The 21893-nt window shown below is 70.5% G+C and carries 19 protein-coding genes; 3 read left to right on the forward strand and 16 right to left on the reverse strand.

Features of this window, described 5'->3' with window-relative positions:
- Window positions 1-7 precede the first annotated feature (7 nt).
- The 8 genes from A4R43_RS23490 to A4R43_RS23525 all read right to left on the reverse strand — a co-directional run bounded on the left by A4R43_RS23490 (window position 8) and on the right by A4R43_RS23525 (window position 8237).
- Window positions 8-1576 carry an APC family permease gene (locus tag A4R43_RS23490; protein WP_113694312.1) on the reverse strand — a complete coding sequence of 523 codons (1569 nt, stop codon included), beginning with the start codon at window positions 1574-1576 and terminating at the stop codon, window positions 8-10.
- A gap of 95 nt (window positions 1577-1671) precedes the next feature.
- Window positions 1672-2595 carry a cation diffusion facilitator family transporter gene (locus A4R43_RS23495; RefSeq protein ID WP_113697830.1) on the reverse strand — a complete coding sequence of 308 codons (924 nt, stop codon included), beginning with the start codon at window positions 2593-2595 and terminating at the stop codon, window positions 1672-1674.
- A gap of 278 nt (window positions 2596-2873) precedes the next feature.
- Window positions 2874-3686: a helix-turn-helix transcriptional regulator gene (locus tag A4R43_RS23500; protein ID WP_113694313.1), complete on the reverse strand. Its 813-nt coding sequence runs from the start codon at window positions 3684-3686 to the stop codon at window positions 2874-2876.
- Window positions 3687-3758: 72 nt separating this feature from the next.
- Window positions 3759-4982: a mannose-6-phosphate isomerase, class I gene (manA, locus tag A4R43_RS23505; RefSeq protein ID WP_113694314.1), complete on the reverse strand. Its 1224-nt coding sequence runs from the start codon at window positions 4980-4982 to the stop codon at window positions 3759-3761.
- Between the two features lie 75 nt (window positions 4983-5057).
- Window positions 5058-6143 carry an SIS domain-containing protein gene (locus A4R43_RS23510; protein ID WP_162788569.1) on the reverse strand — a complete coding sequence of 362 codons (1086 nt, stop codon included), beginning with the start codon at window positions 6141-6143 and terminating at the stop codon, window positions 5058-5060.
- Window positions 6133-6369, reverse strand: a complete 237-nt coding sequence (locus A4R43_RS23515) for a Trm112 family protein (protein ID WP_113694315.1) — start codon at window positions 6367-6369, stop codon at window positions 6133-6135. Before A4R43_RS23515 ends, A4R43_RS23510 begins: the two co-directional genes overlap by 11 nt.
- Before the next feature lie 41 nt (window positions 6370-6410).
- Window positions 6411-7769 carry a phosphomannomutase/phosphoglucomutase gene (locus tag A4R43_RS23520; RefSeq protein WP_113694316.1) on the reverse strand — a complete coding sequence of 453 codons (1359 nt, stop codon included), beginning with the start codon at window positions 7767-7769 and terminating at the stop codon, window positions 6411-6413.
- A 108-nt stretch (window positions 7770-7877) separates the two neighbouring features.
- Window positions 7878-8237, reverse strand: coding sequence for a DUF3499 domain-containing protein (locus A4R43_RS23525; RefSeq protein WP_113694317.1), 360 nt, complete (start codon window positions 8235-8237; stop codon window positions 7878-7880).
- Window positions 8238-8341: 104 nt separating this feature from the next.
- Here A4R43_RS23525 and A4R43_RS23530 point away from each other — a divergent pair, with 104 nt between their 5' ends.
- On the forward strand, window positions 8342-8803 hold the full coding sequence (locus A4R43_RS23530) for a metallopeptidase family protein (RefSeq protein WP_113694318.1): 462 nt from the start codon (window positions 8342-8344) through the stop codon (window positions 8801-8803).
- Here the strand turns inward: A4R43_RS23530 and A4R43_RS23535 are convergent.
- Both A4R43_RS23535 and A4R43_RS23540 read right to left on the reverse strand, forming a co-directional pair.
- Window positions 8764-12084, reverse strand: a complete 3321-nt coding sequence (locus tag A4R43_RS23535; RefSeq protein WP_236808207.1) for a glycosyltransferase family 2 protein — start codon at window positions 12082-12084, stop codon at window positions 8764-8766. The genes A4R43_RS23530 and A4R43_RS23535 overlap by 40 nt on opposite strands.
- 170 nt (window positions 12085-12254) lie before the next feature.
- On the reverse strand, window positions 12255-12578 hold the full coding sequence (locus A4R43_RS23540; RefSeq protein ID WP_113694319.1) for a WhiB family transcriptional regulator: 324 nt from the start codon (window positions 12576-12578) through the stop codon (window positions 12255-12257).
- A gap of 206 nt (window positions 12579-12784) precedes the next feature.
- Between A4R43_RS23540 and A4R43_RS23545 the strand changes: the two genes are divergently transcribed.
- Entirely contained in the window at window positions 12785-13585 is an 801-nt protein-coding gene (locus A4R43_RS23545; protein WP_113694320.1) for a site-2 protease family protein, read from the forward strand.
- An 11-nt stretch (window positions 13586-13596) separates the two neighbouring features.
- On the opposite strand, the gene A4R43_RS23550 is transcribed toward A4R43_RS23545, so the two are convergent.
- The 3 genes from A4R43_RS23550 to mshB are packed head-to-tail and all read right to left on the reverse strand — an operon-like array spanning window position 13597 to window position 15603.
- A complete protein-coding gene (locus A4R43_RS23550) occupies window positions 13597-14391 on the reverse strand; it encodes a hypothetical protein (protein WP_113694321.1) in 795 nt (264 codons plus the stop codon).
- Window positions 14384-14770, reverse strand: coding sequence for a hypothetical protein (locus A4R43_RS23555; protein WP_113694322.1), 387 nt, complete (start codon window positions 14768-14770; stop codon window positions 14384-14386). The genes A4R43_RS23550 and A4R43_RS23555 overlap by 8 nt, the downstream gene beginning before the upstream one ends.
- Window positions 14770-15603: an N-acetyl-1-D-myo-inositol-2-amino-2-deoxy-alpha-D-glucopyranoside deacetylase gene (gene mshB / locus A4R43_RS23560; protein WP_236808209.1), complete on the reverse strand. Its 834-nt coding sequence runs from the start codon at window positions 15601-15603 to the stop codon at window positions 14770-14772. The genes A4R43_RS23555 and mshB overlap by 1 nt, the downstream gene beginning before the upstream one ends.
- Before the next feature lie 155 nt (window positions 15604-15758).
- Here mshB and A4R43_RS23565 point away from each other — a divergent pair, with 155 nt between their 5' ends.
- Window positions 15759-17504 (forward strand): ABC transporter ATP-binding protein, encoded by a 1746-nt coding sequence (locus A4R43_RS23565; RefSeq protein ID WP_113694323.1) that lies wholly within the window; start codon window positions 15759-15761, stop codon window positions 17502-17504.
- Between the two features lie 195 nt (window positions 17505-17699).
- On the opposite strand, the gene A4R43_RS23570 is transcribed toward A4R43_RS23565, so the two are convergent.
- The 3 genes from A4R43_RS23570 to A4R43_RS23580 form a co-directional block, all read right to left on the reverse strand.
- Complete coding sequence (locus A4R43_RS23570; protein WP_113694324.1) at window positions 17700-18623, reverse strand: ABC transporter permease; 924 nt, start codon at window positions 18621-18623, stop codon at window positions 17700-17702.
- A gap of 1 nt (window position 18624) precedes the next feature.
- Entirely contained in the window at window positions 18625-19641 is a 1017-nt protein-coding gene (locus A4R43_RS23575) for an ABC transporter permease (protein WP_113694325.1), read from the reverse strand.
- 175 nt (window positions 19642-19816) lie between these two features.
- Entirely contained in the window at window positions 19817-21619 is a 1803-nt protein-coding gene (locus tag A4R43_RS23580; protein WP_113694326.1) for an ABC transporter family substrate-binding protein, read from the reverse strand.
- Window positions 21620-21893: the final 274 nt, after the last annotated feature.

A 21893-nucleotide genomic window follows, 5' to 3' on the forward strand; every position in this document is an offset into this window, starting at 1 on the left:
ACGCGGGTTACGGCTGCTGCTTCGGGTCGGCGCCTTCGACCGGCAGCGGTGAGGCGGTCGCGCCCTCAGTGCCCTCTTCCTTCAGCCGCTTGCCCAGCAGCGAATGCCGGCGGCTGTAGACGAAGTAGACCACCACGCCGAGCGCCATCCAGGCCAGGAACCGCAGCCAGGTCAGCACGGTCAGGTTCAGCATCAGCCACAGGCAGGCGATGATCGCCGCGATCGGGATCACCGGCACCCACGGCACGCGGAACGCGCGCGGCAGGTCCGGCCGGGTCTTGCGCAGCACGATCACGCCCGCGGAGACCAGGATGAACGCGAACAGCGTGCCCACGTTCACCATCTCCTCCAGCTTGTCCGCCGGGAAGAAGGTGGCCGCCACGGCGACCAGCAGGCCGACGCCGATGGTGGCGTTCTTCGGCGTGCCGCGGCTGCCGGTCTTGGCCAGCGGACGCGGCAGCAGGCCGTCGCGCGACATCGCGTAGATGACCCGGATCTGGCCCAGCATCAGCACCATCACCACGGTGGTCAGCCCGGCGAGCGCGCCGATCGAGATGATGTTCGCCGCCCAGTCGACCCCGTTCGCGGCGAACGCCGAGGCGAGCGTCTTGCGGTCCGGGCTGCCGTCGGGCTTGGTCCCGGTGGACAGCTCGGTGTAGCTGACCATGCCGACCACCACCAGCGAAACCGCCACGTACAGCACGGTCACGATGGCCAGCGAGCCGAAGATGCCCCGCGGCACGGACTTCTGCGGGTTCTTGGTCTCCTCCGCGGTGGTCGCCACGATGTCGAAGCCGATGAACGCGAAGAACACCAGCGAGGCACCGGCCAGCAGGCCGAACGCACCGAAGCTGCTGCCCTCACCACCGAGCAGCGCGGAGAACAGCGACTGCTCGACCCCGCCGCTGGACTCGTCACCCGGCTGCGACGGCGGCACGAACGGCGTGTAGTTCGCGCCCTTGATGTAGAAGAAGCCGAGCACCACCACAAAGAGCACCACGGCGACCTTGATGCCGGTGATCACCATCGACACCCGCGAGGACAGCTTCGTGCCCAGCGTCAGCACCGTGGCCAGCGCGATCACCAGGATCAGCGCGCCCCAGTCGACGGTCGCGCCGCCGATCTCGAAGGTGGTCCGGGCGCCTTCGCCGAAGAGGTAGCCGAGCACCGTCTCGAGGTACACCGACCAGCCCTTGGACACCGCGGCCGCGCCGACCGCCAGCTCCAGCACCAGGTCCCAGCCGATGATCCAGGCCATGAACTCGCCGAAGGTGGCGTAGGAGAAGGTGTACGCGCTACCCGCCACCGGAACCGTCGACGCGAACTCCGCGTAGCAGAGCGCCGCCAGCGCACAGGCGATCGCGGCCAGCACGAAGGCCACCGACACCGAAGGACCGGCGAGGTCACCCGCCGTGCGCGCGGTGAGGGTGAAGATGCCCGCGCCGATGACCACCGCCACGCCGAAGACCGTCAGGTCCCAGGCGCTGAGGTTCCTCCGCAGCTTCGTGTCCGGATCGTCGGTGTCCGCGATGGACTGCTCCACCGACTTCGTGCGCCACAAACCCGTGCCGGGCAACGTCGACCTCCTCGGGGGTGCCAGTTCGGGGATTCACCCTAATGGTCACCACCCGAGACCGCCGCTCGGGCACCAACGCCCAGGTCAGCGCCCGTTCAGTGCCGGTTTGCGAGGTTTCGGTCGAGGTCCGGCTCCAGGTAGATCAGCCGTGCCGCGGGCACCTTGCCGCGCACGCGCTGCTCGGCGTCGTCGATGGCCTGGGCGACCTCGGCCAGCTCCAGGCCGGGGCGCATCGCCAGCTTCGCGGCGACCAGCAGCTCGTCCGGGCCGATGTACTGGGTCCGGATGTGGATGACCCGCTCGACCTTGCCCGCGGCCAGCTCGTCCTCGATGGTGCGCAGCTCGGTGTCGGTGGCGCCCTCGCCGATCAGCAGGCTCTTCATCTCGATGATCAGGATGATCGCGATGACGCCGAGCAGCACGCCGATGCAGATGGTGCCGAGCGCGTCGAAGACCGGGTCACCGGTGATCGTGGACAGGCCGACGCCGAACAGCGCGAGCACCAGGCCGAACAACGCGCCCGCGTCCTCGAGCAGCACCACCGGCAGCTCCGGGGTGCGTGACTGGCGGATGAAGCCCCACCAGCTGGCGTCGCCCTTGATCTTCTTCGACTCGACGATCGCGGTGTAGAAGCTGTAGGTCTCCAGCCCGATGGCCACCACCAGGATCACCACCGCGACCATCGGCGAGGTGAGCGCCTCGGGTTCCTGCAGCTTGTGGATGCCCTCGTACAGCGCGAACGCGGCACCGAGGGTGAACAGCATCAGCGCCACGATGAAGGAGTAGAAGTACCGGTCGCGGCCGAAGCCGAACGGGTGCTCCTTGGTGGCCTTGCGCTGGGAGGTCTTCTGCCCCAGCAGCAGCAGGCCCTGGTTCGAGGTGTCGGCGACCGAGTGCACCGACTCGGCCAGCATCGACGACGAACCGGTGATCAGGAACCCGACGAACTTCGCCGTAGCGATCCCGGCGTTGGCGAACAATGCCGCCAAGATCGCCTTGGTCCCGCCGTTTGCTGCCACCACTGCCCCCTGGAGCGTCGACCCGTTTTGTCGGGTTGCAGCCTAGAGCCAGTTCACTGTTCCGCGCCCGGTAGGTGCGAGAATTCGCGAACATCATCTCACCTACCACACGCCGGGCGATCATTCCACCCCCTGTCACGCGGGGGCGCACCGGACCGTCGGTGACTTCGCACAGGCGGCGCGCGGGCGCGGATTTTAGTCCACAATAGACGCTATGGCGGCGGGATTTTGCCGAGGGCGCATGGAATGCCGTTACGGGTCCAAAGTGGACTGAAACGTCACTCGTCGTCGGTGGCCACCAGGCTGCCGAGCAGCTGGAGGGCTTCGGCGGCCGGGCTGTCCGGATCCGCCCGGTAGATCACCAGCTGCTGGCCGGGCGCGCTGTTCACGGTCAGGCTCTCGTAGTGCAGCGTCAGCGGGCCGACCTGCGGGTGGTGGAAGCGCTTGGCTTCGGTGGTTTTCTGCCGGATGTCGTGCCGGGCCCACAGCCTGCGGAACTCCGCACTCTTCACCGACAGTTCACCGACCACCTCGATCAGCCGCGGGTCGTCCTGGTCGATCACCGCCGCGCGCAGCGCGGCGACGGTGTTCGCCGCGACCTGGTCCCAGTCCGGGTAGAAGGTGCGGGCGTCCGGGTCGAGGAAGACCAGGCGCGGCAGGTCACCGCTGTACCGGTGCCCGGCGAAGAGCGCGCCGCCGAGCGCGTTGTGCGCGAGCACGTTCAGGTACGGCCCGAGCACCACGGCCGGGGTGTCGGGCCAGGCGGCCATGCTGCGGAGCAGGTTGTCGCTGACGCGGTCGCCAGCCGGGCGGCGGGTGGGCAGCGGCCGGGCGACGCGGTGCAGGTGCGCCGCCAGTTCCTCGTCCAGGCCGAGCGCCTGGGCCAGCGCGTCGAGCACCTGCGGTGACGGGTTGCGCTCTCGGCCCTGCTCGAGGCGGATGTAGTAGTCCGTGCTGACCCCGGCCAGCAGCGCCACCTCCTCGCGGCGAAGCCCGCTCACCCGGCGGCGCGGACCAGGCGCGAGCCCGGCGTGCTCGGGCCGCGCCTGGGCGCGGCGTGCGCGGAGGAACTGCCCGAGTGGATTGCTCATGCCTTCGAGACTAGGTCGGGGGAACGGACCTGGGGAGGCCGTGGCACACCCACCCTGGTGCCCTGCGGCAGGTCAGCAGGTGCCCGCGGTGGCGCGGAACAGCTGCGCGGGCTGCGTCCCCGTCGGGGTGATCTGGACGTCCGGGTCGGCCGCGGCCAGCCAGATCGACTGCCCCCGGTTCAGGGCCAGCTCGCGCCCGTCCTCCGCCCGCACGCGGAGCGCGCCTTCGGTGCACAGCAGGATCTGCGGCCCGCTGCTCCCGGCGACCACCGGCTCCCGGTCGCTCGCCGTCCATTCGACCCTGGACAGCTCGAACTCCGGCGCCCCGGTCCGGTACACCGCACCGCAGTCGCCCTCTTCGCCCTTGAGCACCGGCATCTCGGCGGCGTTGAAGTCCACCACGCGCAACAGCTCCGGCACGTCCACGTGCTTCGGCGTCAGCCCGCAGCGCAGGATGTTGTCCGAGTTCGCCAGGATCTCCACCGCCGTGCCGTGCAGGTACAGGTGCAGGTTCCCGGCCGGCAGGTAGATCGCCTCGCCCGCCCGCAGCACCAGGCGGTTCAGCAGCAGCGCGGCCAGCACCCCGGCGTCACGCGGGTGCGCCTCACCCAGCCCGAGAATGGTGCGGCATTCGGTGTTGAACTCGCCGTGCTCCTTCACGTGCGCGACGCACGCGTCCAGCACCTCCGGCAACAACTCGTCCAGCGTGGCCTGCGGCAGCGTGATCCACGTGGTGAACAACGCGCGCAGCCCGTCCGAATCCGGCTGCGCGGCGAGCAGGCTGGTGTACTTCGCCAGCCCCGGCGTCTCGATCGCGTTGAGCAGCTTCACCGTGCGCGTCGGGTCGCGGAACCCGGCCAGCGCGTGGAACTCGGTGAGCGCGCACACCAGCTCGGGCTTCGCGGTCGGGTCCGGGTAGTTCCGGTTCGCCGCGTCACGCGGGATGCCCGCCGCCTCCTCGCGCGCGTAGCCCTCGGCGGCCTGGTCGGCCGACGGGTGCGCCTGCATCGACAGCGGCTCCTCGGCGGCCAGGATCTTCAGCAGGAACGGCAGCCGGTTGCCCCAGGTGCCGGCGCAGGTCTCGCCGAGCTGGGCCACCGGGTCGGCCTCGACCAGCTCCAGCAGGCTGCGCTCGACCCCGTCCGCGCCGACCACCTTCGACGGGTCGCCGGGGTGCGCCCCCATCCAGAGCTCGGCCTCCGGGTGCGGTGCCGGCACCGGCCGGCCCAGCAGCTCGGGGATGGTGGTCCTCGATCCCCATGCGTAGGGCCGCACGGCATTGCGCAGCAGCTCCACTGTGCTCTCAACTCCTCGGCGACCTGGTCACCACTTCGGCCGGGGCGGCCCCCGGCGCGGACTTCGACCTGCCACTCACGCGGTCGCGGACGTGTAGCGGCCTGCCCCTCCGATGCTTCCCGCGGCCAGCCCCAGGTAGATCGCGGCGAGCTCGAACCGTAGTGCGAGCACCGCCGCCCTGGTGGGCTCGTCGGCGTCGATCTCCTCGGCGGGGGCGAGCACGTCGACCCCGGCGAGCATGTCCTCGGCCTGGCGCCGGGCGGCCTCCGCGCCCGGACCGGACCGCAGCGACAGCAGCAGCACCCTCGGCTGCGGCAGCCCGCCCTCGTCCGGGTCGGCGAAGATGTCGCGTTCGGTGGTGCTGCCGACCGCGGCGCGGTGCAGCGCCGGCCGGGCGAGCGCCTGATGGTAGTCGGCCACGTCGCAGACCATCGCCGAATGCGCGGCGAACGAGTGCGCGGCGTGCCCGGCCACGGCCACCGCCACCGGGTCCAGCCCCCACAGCAGCGGGGTGCGCTCGGCCAGCCGCAGCGCCAGCGCCTTCGCCGGGTTCACGAAGGACTCGTGGCCGGGCTGGTCGCGTTCGGCCTCGGCGTCCAGCTGGTCAGCCAGCGCCTCCACGTCGGCGACCAGCACACCCAGCGCGTTCGCGGTGAGCAGCCCGGCGGCGAGCGCACGCGGGAACGACAGCTCCGGCGGCACCGGCACGCGCGGCGCGAGCAGCAGCCCGCGCCCGGACACCGCGGCGGCCACCGGGCCGTCCGGCGGGGCCGAGACCACCACGGTCGCGCCGTAGCGGGCGGCGCGCTCCAGCGACACCGCCAGCTCGCGGTCGTCGCCCTGCTCGGTGTGCGCGACCACCACGTCGAGCGCGCCGATCCAGGACGGCACCGCCTCGCTGACCACGATCGGCACCGGGCAGGTCGGGGTGAGCAGCGCGGCGAGCACGCTGGTCACCGTGCGGCCGACGCCCGGCCTGGCCAGCAGCACCAGCGCCCGCGGGCGCCCGACGTCCAGCCGGTCGGCGAGGCCGATCTCGGCCGCCGCCTCGGTGGTGGCCCTGACCTGCGCGCCGGCCATCGCGGTGGCGCGCAGCAACCCCGCGGAGTCGACGTCGGCCAGCCGCGACGGGTCGTCGAGCAGCGTGTCGTCAATCACCATCGGTCGCGGGATCCTTCTCGGCCCGTTCGGTGACCTCGGTGGCCTCGGTGGCCTCGTCGAGCAGCAGCACCGGGATGCCGTCGCGGACCGGGTACACGCGGCCACACGAGGTGCAGGTGAGCGCGTCCGCCTCCGGGTCGTCCGGAGAACCCGGCCGCAGCGGCGCGTGATCCTCGGACGGGCATGCCAGGATCTCGAGCAGCTGCTCGTCAAGCGTTACGGCCATGGTTCCTCCTTACCACCGCGAGGTCCGTGAATACCCTCGCCTCAGTCACGAACTATCGCCAGAACCTCATCGGTCAGGGCACGGACCGCCTGCTCGTCCGGCGCCTCCACGTTGAGGCGCAGCAGCGGCTCGGTGTTCGAGGCACGCAGGTTGAACCAGCTGCCGTCGGCCAGCCGCACGGTCAGCCCGTCCAGCTCGTCGACCAGCGCGCCGTCCCGGCCGGCGAAGGCGTCCTTGACCGCGACCTGGCGGGCGACCTGGTCGTCCACCGTCGAGTTGATCTCGCCGGAGGCGGCGTAGCGCGAGTACTGGGCGGTCAGCTCGGACAGCGTGCCGTCCTGCTCGCCGAGCGCGGCCAGCACGTGCAGCGCGGCCAGCATGCCGGTGTCGGCCTTCCAGAAGTCGCGGAAGTAGTAGTGCGCGGAGTGCTCACCGCCGAAGATCGCGCCGGTGGCGGCCATCTCCTGCTTGATGAACGAGTGCCCGACCCTGGTCCGCACCGGCTTGCCGCCGTGCTCGGCGACGATCTCCGGCACCGCCTGGGAGGTGATCAGGTTGTGGATGATGGTGGCGCCCGGCTCCTTGGCCAGCTCGCGCACGGCCACCAGCGCGGTCACCGCGCTCGGCGACACCGGCTCACCACGCTCGTCGACCACGAAGCAGCGGTCGGCGTCGCCGTCGAAGGCCAGGCCCGCGTCGGCGCCCACCTCGCGCACCTTGGCCTGCAGGTCGACCAGGTTCTTCGGGTCGAGCGGGTTGGCCTCGTGGTTCGGGAAGCTGCCGTCCAGCTCGAAGTACATCGGGACGACCTCGATCGGCAGCCCGTCGAACACGGTCGGCACGGTGTGCCCGCCCATGCCGTTGCCCGCGTCCACCACGACCTTGAGCCGCCGGTTGGCGGACAGGTCGACCAGGCCGCGCAGGTGGGCGGCGTAGTCGGCGAGCACGTCGCGCTCGGTCACCGTGCCGCGCTGCCCGGCGAACTCGGGCACGCCCTGGGTCACCATGTCGCGGATCTCACCGAGGCCGGAGTCCTGGCCGACCGGGGCGGCCCCGGCGCGGCACAGTTTGATGCCGTTGTACTTGGCCGGGTTGTGGCTGGCGGTGAACATCGCGCCGGGCAGGTTCAGCGAGCCCGACGCGAAGTACAGCTGGTCGGTGCTGGCCAGGCCGATGTTGATCACGTCGAGCCCCTGCGAGGTGACGCCTTCGGCGAAGGCGGCGGCCAGGCCGGGCGAGGACTCCCGCATGTCGTGGCCGATCACCACCGCGGTGGGCACGTCCAGCTTCACGAGCAGCGCGAACGCGGCCCCGAAGTCCCGGACGAGGTCGGCGTTCAGCTCTTCCCCGACAACGCCTCGGATGTCGTAGGCCTTCACGATGCCCGACAGGTCTGACACGCCCTCTCCCGGTGGTTTCGACGACGGCTCGTGCGCTCGATGCGCGTCGGAAAGCCTACCGGCGGGGTACGACGGCGGATGCAGGTACTGATGAACGGAGGAAAACGACTAATGCTTGATCGGGTCCGGCAGGACCCGGAGGTGGCCGCGGCGGCCGGAGGGCGCGTCGGGCTCCGGCGGGGCGGGCGGCCCGTCGGAGCGGCCCGCCTCCCGGACGGCTTCGGCGAGTGCGGTGAGCTCGTCACCAGAGGGCTGTGGTGCGGCGAAGCCGCCCTCGTGGCGCACGACCTCCCAGCCCCTCGGCGCGGTCAGCCGCAGGGCGTGCTCCTCGCACAGGTCATAGGAGTGCGGCTCGGAGGCCGTCGCCAACGGTCCCACGACAGCGGTCGAGTCGCTGTAGGCGTAGGTCAGCGTGGCGACAGCGGGCTCCAGGCACCCTGTCCGCGAACACTTTCGTACGCTCGGCACAAGGTCAGACGATAGCGCTTAACACGCGCCACTTCGCGCAGGCGCACCGGTGAGGCGGATTCTCGCCTCGTCCACCGGGGCGCGTACCCTTTCGTTCCGTGGCGATGGCTCGTGGATTCCGACAGCAGCAGCGCCTGCGCCGGGACCGGCACGGGCGTGGCCTGCGCGGGCCGCTGTACCCGTCCTCCCTGCCTGCCGCCTCGAGCCGGGCGGAGAAGTTCGACGCGCTGGTCCTGGACGCGCTGGAGCCGATCGAGGCACGCTGGCGGCACGAGCTGACCAAGCTGGACGTGGCCGTCGACGACGTGCCGGAGGTCCGCCGCAACGGCCGCCCGGTGAACACCGAGGGCGTGCTGCACGACGGCTCGGTCCCGCTGTCCAGGCTGGTCCCGGCCGGGGTCGACCGGGCGGGCCTGCCCACGCGCGCGCGGATCGTGCTGTACCGGCGTCCGCTGGAAGCCCGGGCGAAGGACCCGGCCGAACTCGCCGAACTGGTGCACGACGTGCTGGTCGAGCAGGTCGCCGGTTACCTCGGCGTCGAGCCGGACGTGATCGAAGGCGACTGACGGCGGCTCGGCACCGCGGTCAGCGCCGCGAACAGCAGGGCCGCGACCTGCACCAGCAGCAGGATGTTCCGCCCGCCCCCGCTGTATTCGACCACCACCTCGGCCTGCCGCGTCGGCACCGCGACCGCCACCTGGTGACCCCAGGCACGCACGATGGCCGCCTGCTCGCCGTTGACCGTCGCCTTCCAGCCCGGTTCCTCGTCCGCGGCCAGCACCAGCAGCCGCCCGGCCGGTCCGTCGGACACCCGCACCCTGACCTCCGGCGGCACCGCGTCGACCACCGCGGTCCCGGCCACCGAGGCGTCGGCCGACTGGATCTCCGGCGGCCGCCCGTTGACCGCCCGCTGCGCCAGCTCGGGTGAGATCAGCACCACCGGACCGCCGACCGTGGTCAGCCGCAGCACCTGCCGCCCGTCCGACGCCGGTGGCGCCGCGGCCACCTGCTCGTCGGCGATCGCCTGGATCGGCGCGCTGTCCACACCCGGCGGCAGCACCACGAAGAGCACCCCGTTGGCGGCCATGCCCGCCACCGCCTCCTGCACCGGCTCGCGCACACCGCTGAGCAGGTTGACCTGCCAGTCGGCGAGCCGTTCGCGCGCGCCGGTGGTCGGCACCAGCTCGTCGTCGCCGTAGGACGGCAGCCGCCCGGCCGCCTGCCGCGCCGGTTCTCCCCCACCGGCCAGCACCACGACGGATCGCTGGGTCTGCGCGAGTTCGCTGGTCAGCGGGTCGGCCAGGCGCAGCCCACCGCCCGCGGTGAGCGGGCCGTCACGTCCGGTGATCAACGCACCGGTGGCCAGCACGGCGAGCAGCACGACCCCGCCGATGGCCGCCGCCTTCGGCAGCCAGGCCGCGCTCGGTGCGGTGGTCCGCTCGCAGGCGGCGAGCACCGCCCACAGCAGACCGGCCCCGGTCACCAGCAGCGGCACCCCGGCAAAACCCGGCGTGAGCACGCCGCCCGGGCTGTCCGCGACCTCGACCGAGCGCACCAGCACCACCCCCGCCACGCCCAGCAGCGCCAGCAGCAGGCCGGGCACCGCCCGGGCGGTCGGCCGCAGGATCAACGCCATCAGCGCGGCGACCGGCACCACCACGCCGACCGGCCAGGCACCGGGTCCACCGGGCGCCAGCCCGAACAGCTCACCGGCACCGGGCTGCGGGCCGGCGGGCGCGCCCAGCCCGTGCAGCAGGAACTTGGGGTACCGCACCAGCACCGCGGGCCACGGCAGGAGCAGCAGCAACGGCAGGACCACCACGATCACCACCGACGCGGCCCGCCGCACCAGCAGGCCGGGCGCCGGGAGCACGACAAAGGCGATCACCAGGCCCACCAGGGCGAGTGCGTGGCCGAGCGGCGAGAAGGCGCCGAACACCGCCAGCCCCAGCGCGCACAGCACCGCCGTGTGCAGCCACTGGCGCCGCTCGGCGGTCAGCACGGCGACGATCCCGCCGAGCACCACGGGTAGCAGCAGGTGCGCACCGACCACGTCCAGGCGACCTTGCGCGACGCTCGCGGTGGCCGAGGGCAGCAGTCCGTAACCAGCCGCCACCACGGCCCGCACCCACCGGTGCACCCGCAGCCGCCGCGTGACGGCGTACGCGAGGAGCGCGGCGATCGGCGCTTCGAGCAGCAGCACCAGCGCGACCAGCGTGGCCGGGCCGCCGACCGGCTGGAACACCGCGCCGAGCAGGCCGAGCACGGCCAGCGTCGGTGGGGCCGCGGCCGCCGTGCCGCCGGTGACCGCGTGCCAGGACGCCAGGTAGTCCGACCACAGCTGCCCCAGCCCGCCGACCGGCAGCAGGTGCCCGCCCGCCAGGTCGAAGCCGAGCCGCCCGGAGTTGGTCACCAGCGCGATCGCGGTCAGCACCACAAAAAGCACAACCGGCGGTGAGAACACCGTCGCGGCGAGAATGCGCCGCCGGTTCACTTCGACAAAAACGAGTTCGCGCGCGGCCTCACGCGGGCCTGGCGTCGGCCGTGGCCGCTCCGGTTCGGCGGCGGGCTCCTCGGGCAGTTCGACCGCGACCACGCCGGACGGCCGCCGCAGTCCCGACACCAGCGACCGTCCCGAGCTGCGTGCCCCGGCGGGCAGCGCGTCCGGTCCGACCGGGCGGCGGCCACCGGCGGCGCCGCCCATCGCCTCCGGTGGGATCCACGCGGTTTCGGCGGCGGTGGTTTCGGGCAACCTGCCGAGCGCGGCCTCGCTCGCCACCCGCCGCCGGATCAGCAGCAGCACCAGCGCACGGGTGGCGTTGCGCAGCCGGACGAACCGGCCGACCAGCAAGCCGCGCACGGAATTGCGGTGGCCGGCCCGCTCCCGGCGCGCCGCCCTGAGCCCTGCCCGCCCACCGGCCAGGTAACCGATTGCCTTGAACTCCGCGGCCGCCCGATTTCCCCGGCGCAGCAAGGCAAAGCCGAGTCCGCGCAGCAGGCAGAGCAGCAGCAGGCGCGGCAGGCCCCACCAGAACGACAACGCCGAGCAGTTGACCAGGAAGGTGCGCAGGCCGAGCGCGCGATCGGCGGCGGCCAGCGAGCCGGGCACCGCGTGCGCGGTGCGCTGCCCGGTGGCCAGCGCGCGCACGTGCCGCATGCGCGCGGTCGGCACCGACAGCACCACGCTGCCCGCCGCGTTCGCGCGCCAGCCGAAGTCGATGTCCTCGCGCAGCAACGGGATCTCGGTGTCGAAGCCGCCCAGCTCGGTCCACAGTTCACGGCGGACGAGCACGCCCGCGCTGGGCACGGCGAGCACCTCGGTGCTCTGCTCCGGCCGGTGCTCCAGCTCACCGGCGACCGACTGCCGGTGCCCGGAGGCGTCGGTGGACAGGCCGGCTTCGGTGAGCAGCCGTGGATCGGTCCAGTCGACCGAAATCGGCCCGAGAACCCCCGCCGAGGGTGAGGTTTCGGCCGCGCGCAGCAACCGGTCGAGGCAGTCCGGCTCGGGCGCGCAATCGTCGTGCAGCAGCCAGAGCCACGAACCGGGATCACCCCAGCGCTCGGTGGCGTGCGCGACGGCGGCGGAAACCGCTTCGGCGAAACCGGTTTCACCCGAGAGTGTGAGAATCCCGTCAAGAACCGGGCCCTCACCACCGACCGCGGCTTCCGGATCGGCGGCTTCGGCGAGCAGCAAGGGAGTCCGGTCCGTGGAACCGGTGTCCACGGCGAGCACGTGCCGGGGTCGCGGGCCGCTGCGGCGCAACGCGGACAACGCCAGCGGCAGCCACGCTTCCCCGTTGTGGCAGACCAAAACCGCGAGAACGGGCACGGTGGCGAAGCTCGGCACCCGCCCACCCTACGGCCAGCGCGCCCGGGCACCCCGGCGGGGCGACTGTCGCGTTAGGAGGGTCTCGTCGGTCTCACTGACTGGAAACCCGGCCGGTCAAACGGCGAGACGGCGTGCTCCCCGGGGTGCGCGGCACACCCGGCGAACACGCCGTCTCGCGGAGCTTTTGCCTAAACCACGCGTTTCTTGAGCTTGCGCCGCTCGCGCTCGGACAGCCCGCCCCAGATGCCGAAGCGTTCGTCGTGCGCCAGCGCGTACTCGAGGCATTCGTCCTTCACCTCGCAGCCCTGGCAGATCCGCTTGGCTTCCCTGGTGGAGCCCCCCTTTTCCGGGAAGAAGGCCTCCGGGTCGGTCTGCGCGCACAGCGCGCGTTCCTGCCACTGCTGCTCCTCGGCCGGGTCGAAAAGATCAGTGAGAACCCCCAGTTCCTGCTCCGGGCGTTCGCCCCAATCCATGACCGAGCCCCCTTCCCTTCCGTCGATCGCTGACCGCATGTCCGCCTCCTCGCTTCCACGCACTCCCAGGCTGGCGGTACCGAAATCACCCGTTGATCCCCTTGCTCCAACGAATGACATCGTTGTGATTACACCCGTGTAATCGGGTCAGGTCAAGCTGAGTAGCGTGTTCGGGGGATACCGAAGACCGTTCGCGCAAGCGGACACGCCGTGCGCCACCCAACGTCGATGGGGAGACTGGACCCGTGCACCGTTCTGCCACCCGCCCAAGTCCCTTGTTCTACGCCCTGCTGGCGGTCACCGTCGCCGGCGGGGTGCTGATGGCCCTGCAGAGCCCGTTCCCGTTCGACGAGCTGACCGGCCGCGTGTTCATCGGCGAGCGCGACTGGGTCGGCACCGCCGGCGCCGTGCTGCTGATCCTCGGCGGCTGGGCGGTTTCGCTGGTGCTCCACGAGTTCGGCCACGCGCTGGTGGCCTACCGCGGCGGTGACAACGAGGTGGCCGCCAAGGGCTATCTGACGATGGACATCCGCCGGTACACCGATCCGGTCTTCTCCATCCTGATCCCGCTGCTGATCCTGGCCATCGGCGGCATCCCGCTGCCCGGCGGCGCGGTGTGGATCAACCGCTGGGCGCTGCGGTCGCGCTCGGTGTCCTCGTGGGTCTCGCTCGCCGGGCCGCTGAGCAACCTCGCGCTCGGCATCGTGCTGACCGTCTCGGTGGCGCTGATCCCGATGCCGACCGGTCTCACCATCGGGCTGTCCTACCTGGCCTCGCTGCAGATCCTCGCCTTTGTGATCAACATCCTGCCGGTGCCCGGCCTCGACGGCTACGGCGCGATCGAGCCGTACCTCTCGCCCCAGGCACGTGAATTCGGGGCGAAGGCGCGGCCGTGGGCGCCGCTGGTGCTGTTCGCGCTCATCCTCGCGGTGCCCGCGGTGGGCAACACGCTGTGGGACCTCACCGCCGCGGTCTTCGACGCCGTCGGCGGCAACTCGATGGCTTCGGCGGTCGGGCAGTACGCCTTCCGCTTCTGGACCACCTAGGACGCGTAGACCTAGACGGCCACCCGGTCGATCCAGGCGTGGGCGCGCCTGGCCACCCGCTTCAGCCCGGACCGCTCGCCGAGGTAGTCGCCCGCCATGCCGACCACCGGCAGCTTGCCGAGCGCGCGGTGGATCAGCCGCCCGCGCGGGCGCTTCTCCAGTTCGTCCACGATGGACAGAAGCGAGCGCCCGAGCCGCCACAGCGTGCGCCCGGCCGCCTTCACCGTCAGGCGGCCGTGCTCGCGCTTGGCGCCGGTGAGTTCTTCGGTCAGCTCATCGGTCCGCGAGTCCTCCGCCGAAGCGTCGTGCGCGGCGTCCTTGCCCGCGGCCAGCACGGGATCGATGTCCCGTTCGAACAGCACCCAGGCGATCAGGCGCACGCGGTCGCCGACCTCGGTGATGCCGTGCTCGCCGCTGATCGCGCACAGCAGCAGGCCCTGCGCGGCGGCGCCGAGCGCGTCCTGCACCGGCAGCCGGTCGGCCAGCGCGCCGCCGAGGCCGGGGATCGAGGTGAGCAGCGCGGTGAACCGGCCGACGCGGTTGACCCACCAGCTGGTCCGCTCGTCGGCGTCCATCGCGGCCCAGGCTTCGGTACCGGGAACCTTCACCGAAGTGAGCCCGTTGAGCAGTTTGTCGCGCAGGCCCGGATCAACGCCGTCGAGTTCCGAGCCGTCGTCGCGTTTCCGCGCGCGGGCCAGCAGCCCGAGCGGGTCCGATTCGCGCAGCGCGTCCAGCATCGGCCCGCAGCCGCGGACGAACGGCCGCAGCACCTTCACCACCTGGGCGTCCGAAATCGCCTCACCCACCGACCTTCGCCTCCCGTCCCGTTCGCAGCGAACCACCGACGGCGAACGCGCCCGGCAGCGCACCGACGGCCAGCAACAGCAATCCACGCCAGTCTCCGACGAATACCCGGTCCCCGCCGGGTCCGAACATGGCGAACGCGATCGCCGCGCCCGCCCACACCGCCAGCACCACCCCGGCGAACGGCGGGCCGACCAGCGCGCGACCGGCCAGCACCAGCACCGGCGTGGTGATCGCGGCCACCACCAGCGAGACCGGCACCGGGAACGCGCCCAGCGCGGGCAGCAGCGTGCCGTCGGCCCGCAGCGGCAGGAAGAACAGCTCCAGCACGGCCAGCAGGATCGCGTCCACGACCAGCACGGCCGCCAGCAGCGAGCGCATCAGTCCCAGCCCCCGAACAGGTCGGTGGCGGCGCCGGTGCCGTCCCCGGAGACCAGCACGAAGCATTCGGTGGTGGCCATCGGCTGCGCGAGGTTGTTGGACAACGCGAACACCCCGTCGCCGACGTGCACCTGCGTGGCGTGCGCCCGCAGAGCGGCCACCTTCGCGGCCAGGTGCCCGGACACGTCCACCCTGGTGGTGATCACCTCATCGGGGGTGGCGGGCAGCTCGCTGTCGGCTGGCACGCGGAACCCGACGTCCGCCCGCTCCCGGAGCAGGGCGAGCCCGCGCGAGGTGTCACCGGCCGACGACACCGTGTGGAACACGCGCGCCACCGACTCGGCACCGGCCACCGCGGCCATGGTGACCTCGTGCGCGCGGATGTGGTCGGGGTGGCCGTACCCGCCGAAGTCGTCGTAGGTGACCACCACCTGCGGCCGCAGTTCGTCGAGCAGCGTGCGCAGCTGACCGGCCTGCTCCTCGATCAGCCCGCGCACGAAGGCACGCGGGTGCTCGGCCGACGGCGTGCCCGCCATGCCGGAGTCGCGCCAGCGGCCGATGCCGCCGAGGTAGTGGTGCCGGGTGACGCCCAGCGCCTGGCAGGCCGCCGCCAGCTCGCCGCTGCGGTACCCGCCGAGCTGGTCACCCGCCCACGAGCCGAGCTGGGCCAGCTCGGGCGGGATGATCTCGCCCTCCTCGCCGAGCGTGCACGTGACGACCGTCACCTCGACGCCCTCGGCGGCGTACCGGGCGATGGTGCCGCCGGTGGTCAGCGTTTCGTCGTCGGGATGGGCGTGGACCAGCAGCAACCTGCGGGGTTCTGGCGAGATCACGGCTTCAGATTAATTCGTGCGTTGGTATTCCACGCGGGCGTGCCTCGGATATCCTGCCCGGCAGAGTTGTACGTGACGTGCGAGCGGTACCTCGGTTACGGCGAAAAACCGCTGTGGAAGGGCTCGCTACGTGTACCCCCACGAAGGGCATCTTGGTGAGCACTGAAGCAACAACGACCTCGGGTTCCGTGCTGTCCATCTCGGACCTGCACATCACGTTCTCCACCGACGACGGCATCGTGCAGGCCGTCAAGGGGATCGGGTTCGACGTGGCGCCCGGCGAGATCGTCGCGGTGGTCGGCGAGTCCGGCTCCGGCAAGTCCGTGACCTCGATGTCGGTGCTCGGCCTGCTGCCGAAGACCACCAAGATCGCCGGCGAGCGCCGCCTCGAGCAGACCGATCTCGGCGGCATGAAGGACGCCGAGCTGCGCAAGGTCCGCGGCAACGAGATCGCGATGATCTTCCAGGAGCCGATGAGCGCGCTGAACCCGGTCTACACGATCGGCTGGCAGATCCGCGAGGCGCTGCGCACCCACCAGGACCTGTCGAAGGCCGCCGCCGACGCGCGCGCCATCGAACTGCTGGACATGGTCGGCATCCCGAACCCGCCGGTCCGGTTCAAGCAGTACCCGCACCAGCTCTCCGGCGGCCTCCGCCAGCGCGTGGTGATCGCGATGGCGATCGCCTGCGACCCGAAGGTGATCATCGCCGACGAGCCGACCACGGCGCTGGACGTGACCGTGCAGGCGGAGATCCTCGGCCTGCTGCGCAAGCTGCGGGACACGCTGAACACCGCGATCGTGCTGATCACGCACGACATGGGCGTGGTGGCCGACCTGGCCGACCGCGTGGTGGTGATGTACCAGGGCGAGATCGTGGAGACCGCGCCGGTGCGCGAGCTGTTCGCCTCGCCGAAGGAGGAGTACACCCGCAAGCTGCTGGCCGCGGTGCCGGTGCTGGGGCAGCGCCCCGAGGGCAGGCGGCTGCTGGAGACCGAGTCGCTCGAGGTCGCCACCGAGGACATCCGGCTCGAAGACGAGGAGCTGGAAGCGCAGATCGAGGAGACGGCGTACGCCCTCGAGATCAAGAACCTGGTGCTGGAGTACCCGGGCCGCCGCGGTCAGCAGAAGAACCGCGCGGTCGACGACGTCTCGCTGCACATCAGCAAGGGCGAGATCCTCGGCCTGGTCGGCGAGTCCGGTTCGGGCAAGTCGACGGTGGGCCGCTGCGCGATCCGCCTGCTCGACCCGACCGAGGGTCAGGTGTTCATCGCCGGGCGTGACATCACCAAGCTCACCGCCAAGGAACTGCGCCCGCTGCGCCGCTACTTCTCCATCGTGTTCCAGGACCCGGCGTCCACTTTGGACCCGAAGATGACCATCGGCGAGTCCATCGCCGAGCCGCTGGTGCTGCACAAGGTGGTCGAGGGCAAGGCGCTCAACGACCGGGTGGAGACCCTGCTGGACAACGTGGAGCTGGGCGGGCACTACCGCAACCGGTACCCGCACGAGCTGTCCGGCGGGCAGCGGCAGCGCGTTTCGATCGCGCGGGCGCTCGCGCTGGACCCGCAGCTGCTGATCGCCGACGAGCCGACCTCGGCGCTGGACGTGTCGGTGCAGGCGCGGGTGCTCGACCTGTTCCTCGACCTGCAGCAGAGCCTGCAGTTCGCCTGCCTGTTCATCAGCCACGACCTGGCCGTGGTGGACCTGCTGGCGGACCGGGTGGCGGTGATGCAGCACGGGAAGCTGATCGAGGTCGGCACGCGGGACCAGGTGCTGCACTCGCCCCAGGAGGACTACACCCGGCGGCTGCTGTCGGCGGCTCCGGTGGCCGACCCCGTCCTGCAGGCGGAGCGCCGGAAGGCCTGGGAAGCGGGCAAGCTCGCCCCGGTCGCCGACTGATACCCGGCCAGGCCTGACGAGGCCCCCGCATCCCAGGTCCGCTGGGATGCGGGGGCCTCTCCCTTTTCCTGGACACGAATGTGGCTTTCGGGGCACTTTTCGCCCCGAAAGCCACATTCGTGTCCAAAGGGCGGGGCGCGAAAAGGGGAGCCACCGCGAACGGAGGCTCCCCTTTTTGGTGAATCGAGGTACGTACTACGCCTTCATCCTGCGCTGCCGCGGGTCGAAAGCGTCCCGCAGGCCGTCGCCGATGAAGTTGATGGTGAGCGAGATCAGCACCAGCACCACGAACGGGCCGAAGAACAGCCACGGCCTGCCCTGCAGCTGCGCGTAGTTCTCCAGGATGACCCGGCCGAGCGAGGTGTCCGGCAGCTGCACACCGAGGCCGATGAACGACAGCGCGGCCTCGGCCAGCACGGCCTGCGCGACGGCCAGCGTCGCGTTCACCGTGATGCTGCCGACCATGTTCGGCACCAGGTGCTTGAAGATGATCCGTCCGGTACCGGCACCGGCCGCCCGCGAGGCCTCGACGAACTCCCGCTGCGACAGCGACATCGCCTCGGCGCGGACGATCCTGGCGATCGGCATCCAGCCGAAGGCCGCCAGCACCAGCGCCACCACGTACCACGAACCGCCGCCGGCCACCTTGACCAGGATGGCCGCCGCGGCGACCTGCGGCACGATCAGGAACAGGTCGGTCAGCCGCGAGGCCGCCGAGTCGGTGAACCCGCGCAGGTAACCGGCGCTGGCCCCGATCAGCACGCCCAGCGTGGTGGACAGGATCGACACGGTGAGCGCGATCAGCAGCGAGTACTGGGTACCCCGCAGCACCTGCGAGACCATGTCCTTGCCGACCTGCGTGGTGCCGAGCGGGTGCTCGCCGCTCGGCGGCAGGAAGCCGCCGACGGTCTGCTCGTAGTCGTACGGCCAGAAGATCGGCATCAGCACGGTGACCAGCACCAGCAGCAACAGCACCGCGCTGGAGATCATCGCGGCCTTGTGGCGCAGGAACTTCCGCAGGACCAGCTTGCCCTGGCTGGACGGCTCGGGCGCGGGCGCGTTGGGGGTCGCCGACGTGCCCTCCGATGCGGTTTGCGCACCGGTCAGGAGTGAGTTCATGTCAGCCAACGCGAATCCTCGGGTCCAGGATGCCGTACATCAGGTCGGCGATCAGATTGGCGACCACCACCATCGTGGCGACCAGTACGAGCCAGCCCATCAGCACGTTCGGGTCGTTCCGGTCGACGGCCTCGACCAGCACCGACCCCATGCCGTTCCAGTTGAACACCCGCTCGGTGATGATCGCCCCGGTGAGCACCGCGGCGAAGTTGACCGAGAACAGCGTGGTGACCGGGATCAGGGCGTTGCGGAAGGCGTGCCGGAAGATCACGCGGGAGGAGGACAGCCCCTTCGCCCGCGCGGTCCGCACGTAGTCCGCGTTCAGCGTCTCCAGCATCGAAGCGCGCTGGAAGCGGCTGTAGGCCGCGAAGCTGATCGCCATGATCGACAGGGTCGGCAGCAGGAACGCGCCGACGTACTTGGTGGCGAAGTCGAACAGACCGTCCGCCTGCAGGTTCTCCGGGCTCGTGGTGCGCAGCCAGGGATTGCCCAGCCATTCGTCCCACCCGAGGTCGCGGACCAGCACGTTGATCTCGATCGCGTACTGCTTGAGCACGATGGCGACGCAGAAGATCGGCATCGAGAACAGCAGGAACGCGACCGTGGTCGCGATGTAGTCGACGATGGAGTACTGCTTGACGGCGGCGATCACGCCGACGGTCACGCCGAGGACCACCGCGAGGAGCTCGGTACCGATGACCAGCCGGGCGGTCACCTCGAAGGCGCTCATCACCTTCGGGAAAACCGGCTGCAGGCCCTGACCCTGGGCGATGGAAACGCCCCAGTCACCGGTCAGGAAGCTGCCGAGCCAGTCGAAGTACCGGGGCACCAGGCCCTGGTCAAGGCCGAGCTGGCGAGCCAGCTCGTCGACCGCCTCGCGGCTGACGTTCGGGTTCCCGCGCAGTTCGCCGAGCGGGTCGCCTGCCCCGGCGACCATCAGGAAACACAGGAAAGTGGCGATCAGCAGAATGGGAATGGAGATCGCTATGCGACGTAGTACGTAGACAACCAGGTTCAACTAATTGCTCCTCGTCGGGGCCCGGCCTGGAACGCAACCGAGCCCGGAATTCCAGGTACACCGTAGTGCCCCGGTCCCGGGCGTCAACAGCTACTTCCGAAGGGGATCGGGGCCGGCTTGTGGCCGGTCCCCGATCCCCGCCGGGTCGATCGGTGGGAAGCGGAAGAGACCAGAACTAGCTGGTCTTCTCCCACTCACCGGCGTTCCACAGCGCACCGTTGTACGACTGCATGTACACCTTGTCGATGCCCCGGAAGCCCCACATGGACGGGGTCTGGAACAGCGGCAGCGTCGCGTAGTTCTCCGCGATGTACTTGTCGGCTTCCTGGTAGGCCGCCGTGCCCTGCGCCTCGTCGGTCGCCGAAACGGCCTTGTCGAAGGCTTCCTTGATCCGCGGGTCGTTCAGGCTCTGGTAGTTCTGGCTACCGCCCTGGTCCTTCGGGATGTAGATCGAGGGCTGCTCGGCCTTGAACGGCGCCGCGGACCAGCCGAACAGGGCGATGTCGTACTCGCCCTTGTCCAGGTTCCCCTTGAGGAAGTTCGGGTCGGTCTGGTCGGTGATCTCGATGCCCGCGGCCTTGGCCTGGGCGATGATGATCTCCACGGTCTGCTTGCGGCGGTCGTTCTGGTTGTGCGTGATGGTGACCGAGAACCGCTGGCCGTCCTTGGCGAAGATGCCGTCGGCACCCTTGACCCAGCCGGCGTCGGTCAGCGTCTTGGCGGCGGCTTCGGCACCCTTGCCCGCCTTGTCGCTGTACAGGTCGGTGTAGCCCTGCTCGCCCGGGTAGAAGACGATGCTGTTCAGCGGCTGCGCGTCGGCCTGGACCTCCTTGAGGAGCTTGTCCACGATCTCCTGGCGGTTGACCACCTCGAAGAACGCCTTGCGGGTCTCCTGCTTCTGGAAGATCGGCTTGGCGAAGTTCAGGTCGAGGTGCTCGAAGGTCAGCTGCGAGGCCGAACCGTAGGTCACGCCCTGCGCGGCGAGGCCCTTCATGGTGGCCGCGGCGGTGGCGTCCGGCTGGGTCGACGCCGCGACGTCGATCTCACCGTTCTGCAGCGCGGTGGCCATCGCCTTGGTGTCCTTCATCGCCCGGACGATGATCTTGGCCGGGCCGCCCTTCTCACCGATCCAGAGCGGGTTCTTCTCCAGCGTCACCGACTCCTGGTTGGGGTCGAAGGCGGTGATCTTGTACGGGCCCGAGCCCGGCATGGTGGCCGGGTCGAAGTCCTTGAACTTGTTGGTCCAGTAGTCGCCGGCCTTCTTCAGCTCCTCGAGGGGGCTGTTCAGGTTGAGCTTGGTGATGTCGGCGATGCCGGTCTGCTTCTCCACGATGTGCGCGGGCATCATCGCGGTGGAGTTGAACATGCCCTTGTAGTCGAGGTAGGGCTTCTCGAACTTGGCCTCGAAGGTCAGGTCGTCCTTGCAGGTGGCCTCGTTGACGAGGTTGTACCCGGCGGTGGCCGCCGAGTTGAAGACCGGCGTGTCGCCGTCCTTGATCTTGCCGTTGTGCGAGAGCCAGGCAAAGTAGAAGTCGTCGCAGTCCCAGGCGTCGCCGTCGGACCACTTCACCCCGGGCTTGATCTTCCACTCGACGACCTGCGGCTCCTTGGACGTGACGGTCCACGACTCGAGCACGTCGTTGTTGAGCAGCACCTTGTTGTTGCCGTCGAGCACGTCGGCGCCGGAGAGCACCGTGGTCAGCACGTAGGTGTTGTACGAGCTGTTCGAGTCCGGCGTGTCGTTGTTGTACGCCGAGAAGCCCTGGTCGATGCCGACGATCACCTGGTCGCTGTTCGGCGCCGCGCCCAGCTTGAAGTTCTCGCCGCTCTGGGCCTTGCCCGTCGCCATACTTTTGATATCGGCGCTCGAGCCGGTGTTCGGGTCGCCGCCCTCGTTACCGCCGCCGCTGCACGCGCTCAGCAGGAGCGCGGAACCGGCGAGCAGCGACATGGCGGAGACTGCTTTGCTTCTCCTCATTTACGTGTGCCCTCCTAGCACTGGATCCCGGGGCATCGGACCTGGGGACCCACCCGCCCCGGATAGTTGAGCCGGAGCTTATGACACGCCAAGCAACCCTCAATTGGCGCACTGCGGGTGCACGCTAGAAAGCGCGGGCACACGCGGTCATCAGTTACCGCGCGATCGTGACCAAAGGGTGACTTCCCACCAACGTCCGGAAATATCTTGGTTACCGCCCGGTACCGACCGCGCAACGGACTTCACCCGGATACCACGCGGGGCCGGGTGTTCG

This window comes from Amycolatopsis albispora (genome assembly GCF_003312875.1).
GTDB classification, from domain to species: Bacteria; Actinomycetota; Actinomycetes; order Mycobacteriales; family Pseudonocardiaceae; genus Amycolatopsis; species Amycolatopsis albispora.

Excerpts from the sequence above, each read along its gene's own strand:
- A4R43_RS23500 (WP_113694313.1), bottom strand. The coding sequence starts at position 3,686 with ATGAGCAATCCACTCGGGCAGTTCCTCCGCGCACGCCGCGCCCAGGCG.
- A4R43_RS23510 (WP_162788569.1), bottom strand. The coding sequence starts at position 6,143 with ATGGTGATTGACGACACGCTGCTCGACGACCCGTCGCGGCTGGCCGAC.
- A4R43_RS23515 (WP_113694315.1), bottom strand. The coding sequence starts at position 6,369 with ATGGCCGTAACGCTTGACGAGCAGCTGCTCGAGATCCTGGCATGCCCG.
- A4R43_RS23530 (WP_113694318.1), top strand. The coding sequence starts at position 8,342 with ATGGCTCGTGGATTCCGACAGCAGCAGCGCCTGCGCCGGGACCGGCAC.
- A4R43_RS23540 (WP_113694319.1), bottom strand. The coding sequence starts at position 12,578 with ATGCGGTCAGCGATCGACGGAAGGGAAGGGGGCTCGGTCATGGATTGG.
- A4R43_RS23555 (WP_113694322.1), bottom strand. The coding sequence starts at position 14,770 with ATGCGCTCGCTGCTGGCGGCCGTGCTGGTCGTGGACGCGATCCTGCTG.
- A4R43_RS23570 (WP_113694324.1), bottom strand. The coding sequence starts at position 18,623 with ATGAACTCACTCCTGACCGGTGCGCAAACCGCATCGGAGGGCACGTCG.
- A4R43_RS23580 (WP_113694326.1), bottom strand. The coding sequence starts at position 21,619 with ATGAGGAGAAGCAAAGCAGTCTCCGCCATGTCGCTGCTCGCCGGTTCC.